At 59.6% G+C, this 4,775-nt stretch carries 5 protein-coding genes; 3 read left to right on the top strand and 2 right to left on the bottom strand.

The window, feature by feature from the left end:
* A partial coding sequence (locus VK725_RS06635; protein WP_325317270.1) for a histidine kinase dimerization/phospho-acceptor domain-containing protein occupies nt 1–991 on the bottom strand: 991 nt, incomplete at its 3' end.
* 54 nt (nt 992–1,045) lie between these two features.
* On the bottom strand, nt 1,046–2,593 hold the full coding sequence (locus tag VK725_RS06630) for an oligopeptide:H+ symporter (RefSeq protein ID WP_325317269.1): 1,548 nt from the start codon (nt 2,591–2,593) through the stop codon (nt 1,046–1,048).
* Nucleotides 2,594–2,839: 246 nt separating this feature from the next.
* Between VK725_RS06630 and VK725_RS06625 the strand changes: the two genes are divergently transcribed.
* The 3 genes from VK725_RS06625 to VK725_RS06615 all read left to right on the top strand — a co-directional run.
* The gene (locus tag VK725_RS06625) at nt 2,840–3,214 is read left to right on the top strand and encodes a diacylglycerol kinase (RefSeq protein WP_325317268.1); all 375 of its coding nucleotides are present in this window, start codon (nt 2,840–2,842) and stop codon (nt 3,212–3,214) included.
* A 117-nt stretch (nt 3,215–3,331) separates the two neighbouring features.
* Nucleotides 3,332–3,970 (top strand): LemA family protein, encoded by a 639-nt coding sequence (locus tag VK725_RS06620; protein ID WP_325317267.1) that lies wholly within the window; start codon nt 3,332–3,334, stop codon nt 3,968–3,970.
* A 1-nt stretch (nt 3,971) separates the two neighbouring features.
* Nucleotides 3,972–4,775: TPM domain-containing protein (locus tag VK725_RS06615; RefSeq protein ID WP_325317266.1), on the top strand; the 804-nt coding region annotated here is incomplete at its 3' end.

Here is a 4,775-nt window from a genome sequence, read left to right as displayed (position 1 = left end):
TGTTGAGCAGGTTGAGCAACGCATGACGCAAACCCGGCGGCGTGCTTAGCGTCGTGTGGTCCAGATCGCTGTGCACGCGCAATTGGAGTTCCGCCTCGGGGCGTAACAGCTGGAAGCGTTCTACGCAGCCGTGAATGAATGCGGACAAGGCAACGCGTTCCGGTTCCTGCGAAAGCTGCGCTTTACCGAACGCGACCATCTCGCGCAGGATGGTGCGGCAGCGATCGACCTGGCCTTCCAGCAGTTCCAGATCTTCATCCAGCACCCTGTCCGCCGCGTGTTCCCGACGGAGTTCCGGCAGCAATGTGCGCATGGTGGAAAGCGGTGTATTCAATTCGTGCGCCGCACCGGCAGCTTGTGTGGCGATGGCAAGAATACCTTCGTCGCGCAACGCGCGTTCGCGTACGCGTTGCACTTCCAACTGTTGCATGCGCACGGCACGTGCCAGTCGATTGATGAAAAACCCGAGCAGCAGCGCCGTGATCAAAAAGTTTACGCCCATACCGGCGACGTGCAACGAAAAACCTTGGTCGTCCAGCGTGAACTGATTCATCGGTAGCGGCACATACCAGTGCAGTAACACGACGTACGCGGCAACAGCGATGGCGGCTACGGCGAGTACCGCGCGCTCTGATAGCGCCGCTGCACTCAATGCGATGGGTACCAGCAGCAACGTCACAAACGGATTGCTTGCACCGCCGGTGAAATACAGCAGGTAGCCGAGCACAAGCGTGTCGGCCGCGACATGGCACACCGTTTCCCACTCGCGCACCGGCCACGGCTGGCTGATGCGCCAGGCGGCGAAGACGGCGAACACGGCAAGCATGTCGATACCGAGCAGCAGCGACAGCGTGGGAATGTTGATCTGCATCCACCACGAACACACCATCACCGCCATGCTTTGCCCGGCAATCGCGCACAGGCGCAACCACGCGAGCGTGCGCGCCAGGGCGAAAGGTCCGATGCGTTGCTTTAAGGGGCGTTGCGGCATGGTTTGCCGATGGACAAGGCGATCCGCCGCACTGAGCGGCGGATCGCAGGTCGATCAAGGTGTGTTGAATTCCTCGCTGCGCACAGCGGGCAGCGGGTTGTGGTTCGTGGCCGGATCGGAATGGCTGGCCGACAGGCGATTCATCAGCGGCAGTATGACGACCGCAATAGCCGTGCAGCCGATGCCCACGAAGCCAAGGACGTTGAACAAATGCGTGTAGATCGCAAGCGATTGCAACGGATCGGTCAGGTTGTCCGGAATGTGCGCGATGTTCGCCACCACGCTACCCAGATACTGCGAGATGCCCACGGCCACGAAGTACGCGCCCATCATGAAGCCACCCATGCGCTCGGGCACGTAGCGCGCAATCATCGCCAGGCCCAGGCCACTGACGAGCAGCTCGCCCAGCGAATATAGGCCGTAACCCCACACCATGATCCACGACGAGACTTGGCCGTTCACCGCCCAGGTCGCACCGAAGCCGTACATGAAGAAGCCCAACGCAACAGCACCGAATCCCCAAGCGAATTTCGTGGCAATGCCCGGATCTTTGCCAACACGGCCCAGCGAGTTGTAGATCAAAACCAACACCGGGCTCAGCACGACGATCCAGATCGCATTCAGATTTTGGTATTGCTCAGGAATCCAATTGAAGAGGTGAAAGCCAAAGACGTTGAATGACAAATCGACGTTGCGCTGTGCAAACAAATTCAACGACGTTGCCATCTGCGCATAGAAAATGAAAAAGAAAATCGTTTGGACAGTCAGGACCAGTGCCGCGATCAATCCAGCCCGCTCGCTGCGTTGGCTGCCAACAATCAGGTAAACAAAAATGCAGAGAATGAGTGCGCCGGCGATGTAAACGCACCACTTCGCAACGGTCTCGTTTTGCAAGATGAAGGCCGCAGCAAACACGGTCGCTGCACCGGCTAACAATACCGCAGCCAGTTTCTTGAGATTGACCGGGCTGCGGTCAGCTGGCGAGCCGATATGCGAGAGCGTGCGGCTCATGAACGAGTAATTGATCAAGCCTGCGATCAAGCCGATGGAGCAGGCACCGAAGGCGGTATGCCAGCCCGCCGAATCGCCATAGATGCCGGCGATGACATTGCGAATCCACGGCGTCGCGGTCATCGAGATCATCGAGCCGATGTTCACCGCCATGTAGTAGATGGTGAACGCGCTATCGATGCGCGTTTCGTCGCCTTCGTAGATCTTGCGCACCAGATTGCCAGCGTTCGGCTTGAAGAAGCCATTGCCGACCACGATCACGCCCAGCGCAAAATAGGTGGCGTACGCGCTGTCGGACGGCATCCAGAGCAGGCCATAGCCCATGGCCAGAATGATCGCGCCCATCAGCATCGTGCGGCGCGTACCCAGCAGCTTGTCGCCCACCCAGCCGCCGATCGCCGGTGTCGCGTAGATCAGCGCCGCGGCGGCGCCCCACACCAGATTGGCCTTCGTATCCATGAAGCCAAGCTTCTTCATCATGAAGGTGACCATCAGCACCTGCATGCCGTAGAAGCCGAAACGCTCCCACATCTCGATCAGGAAAACGGTGGTAAACGAACGGGTTTGAGAAGGGGTGTTCTGGGTCGCCATGAAGTATTCCGAGCACGTGTACTGCGAGGCCGCGAGCGGTCTAGTTTTGTCCCGTCGGGCGGGCACATTCGCCGAAGGGTAACCTATCCGTCATTCGGACGACGTTGCATTGCGGCAAGCAAAATCCTGCAGGCATCCTGCGGCGGTCCCGGCTTGTGGCATCATTGCGCGCCAGTTGCCGTCAGGGAGCGCCGCCCGCCATGTCGAAGAAAGCCATCTCCCCTTTGCCGGCAGGTCGGTCCATCCATGCCCGGTAGCGGATTCCGGGGCGACCCGCGCCAGCTCTGGCGCGCCTTCCGATGGTCGATGAGCGGCCTGCACGCGGGCTGGCGGCATGAGGCGTCGTTCCGCCTCGAAGCCATGCTCACCGTCATTCTGGTTCCCGCTGGGTTTTGGCTGGGGCATGGCGCGCTGGAGAAGATTGCGCTGGTCTCTCCCATCATCCTCGTGCTATCGGTGGAACTGCTCAATTCCGCGATCGAGGCGGTCGTGGACAAAGTCAGCCCCGAATTTCACGAACTCGCCGGCCGCGCGAAGGACATGGGATCGGCCGCGGTATTTCTTCTGCTGGTGCTTGTCATACTTTGCTGGGCCCTGATTCTGGGACCGCGCTTTTTCTAGCGCTAACGTATTTTCAACAGCTGATCCGTTATTGCACCGCTGTGACGGCGCATGGGCGATTGCAACGATGCATGCCCGGTGCTGCAATGGCATTTCGATGGCAAGGGAGCGCTCCAAATGAATACCGTACGCATCGCAGTACTTATGCTGTTGGTCATCATGTTGTCGGGCTGTGGTTACAACGCCATCCAGAAGCAGGATGAGGCGGTGAAGGCACAATGGTCCGAAGTGCTCAATCAGTATCAGCGTCGTGCTGACCTGGTTCCCAATCTGGTCAACACTGTGAAGGGTTATGCCCAGCACGAAGACAAGGTGTTCACCGAAGTCACCGAAGCGCGTGCGCGTGTTGGCAATATCCAGATCAATGCCGACGATCCCGATTCGCTCGCGAAATTCCAGGCTGCGCAAGGGCAGTTGACGGGTGCGTTGTCGCGTTTGATGGCGGTCAGCGAAAACTATCCGGACCTGAAAGCGAGCGGACTGTTCCAGAACCTGCAGGCGCAGCTGGAAGGCACCGAAAATCGCATCACGGTGGCGCGCAATCGCTACATTCAAGGCGTACAGCAATACAACACGTTGCTGCGCACGTTCCCGAACAATCTCACCGCGAAGATGTTTGGCTATCAGGTAAAGCCGAACTTCACTGTGGAGAACGAAGCGGTTATCTCCAAGCCGCCGACGGTCGATTTCGGTAGCGGCACGCCTGCGCCTGCCGCGCAGCCAGCCACACCGGCTCCTGCCACCTCGGCACACTGACATGATGATTCGGCGCATTGCGCGCCTGTGGCTGATCTTGGCGATAGCTCTGCTGTCGCCATGGACGCTGCATGCCGATGACACTCCTGCGGTACCGACGCTTACGCGTCACGTCACCGATCTCACCGGTACGCTGACCGCCGATCAGGTCAATCAGCTCGATGCCCAGCTTGTCACGCTGGAAAAGCAGAAGGGTGCGCAGCTGGTGGTGCTGATGGTGGGCACCACGCAACCGGATGACATTGACGATTATTCGCTGCAAGTGGCCGAAAAAAACAAAGTCGGTCGCAACGGCGTTGACGACGGCGTGCTGCTGTTTATCGCCAAAAACGATCGGCAAGTGCGCATCGAAGTCGGATATGGTCTGGAAGGCGCCATTCCGGATGCGGCGTGCGCACGCATCATCCGCGAATACATCGCGCCGAAATTTCGCAACAACGATTACGCGGGCGGTATCAACGACGCCGTGGGCGCGCTCACGCAGTTGATCAACGGCGAGCCGTTGCCGCCACCGGTGCAGGACAACTACACGCAGCATCGCGGCAAGAATCTGCAAGGCGTGTTCTTCCTCGCAATCTTCGCCGTGATTTTCATGCGCGGCATTTTTGGCCGCACGAGTGCCTTCGTGCGCGCACCTTTGGGTGGCATCGTCGTCGGTGGATTGCTGTGGGCACTGGCGGCGTCCGTGGGGATTGGCATTTTCGGCGGCTTGATGGCCGGCCTTTTCATGTTGCTGCCCGGGGGCGCCGGGCGCTCGATTGGCGGTGGCGGCTGGGGTGGTTTCGGCGGCTTTGGCGGCGGCGGC

The sequence above is a fragment of the Dyella sp. genome, from assembly GCF_035486915.1.
Classification (GTDB): Bacteria; Pseudomonadota; Gammaproteobacteria; order Xanthomonadales; family Rhodanobacteraceae; genus Dyella_B.
The sequence above is the reverse complement of the archived record's forward strand: the minus strand, read 5'-3'. Positions and strand labels throughout refer to the sequence as shown.

Excerpts from the sequence above, each read along its gene's own strand:
- VK725_RS06630 (WP_325317269.1), bottom strand. The coding sequence starts at position 2,593 with ATGGCGACCCAGAACACCCCTTCTCAAACCCGTTCGTTTACCACCGTT.
- VK725_RS06625 (WP_325317268.1), top strand. The coding sequence starts at position 2,840 with ATGCCCGGTAGCGGATTCCGGGGCGACCCGCGCCAGCTCTGGCGCGCC.
- VK725_RS06620 (WP_325317267.1), top strand. The coding sequence starts at position 3,332 with ATGAATACCGTACGCATCGCAGTACTTATGCTGTTGGTCATCATGTTG.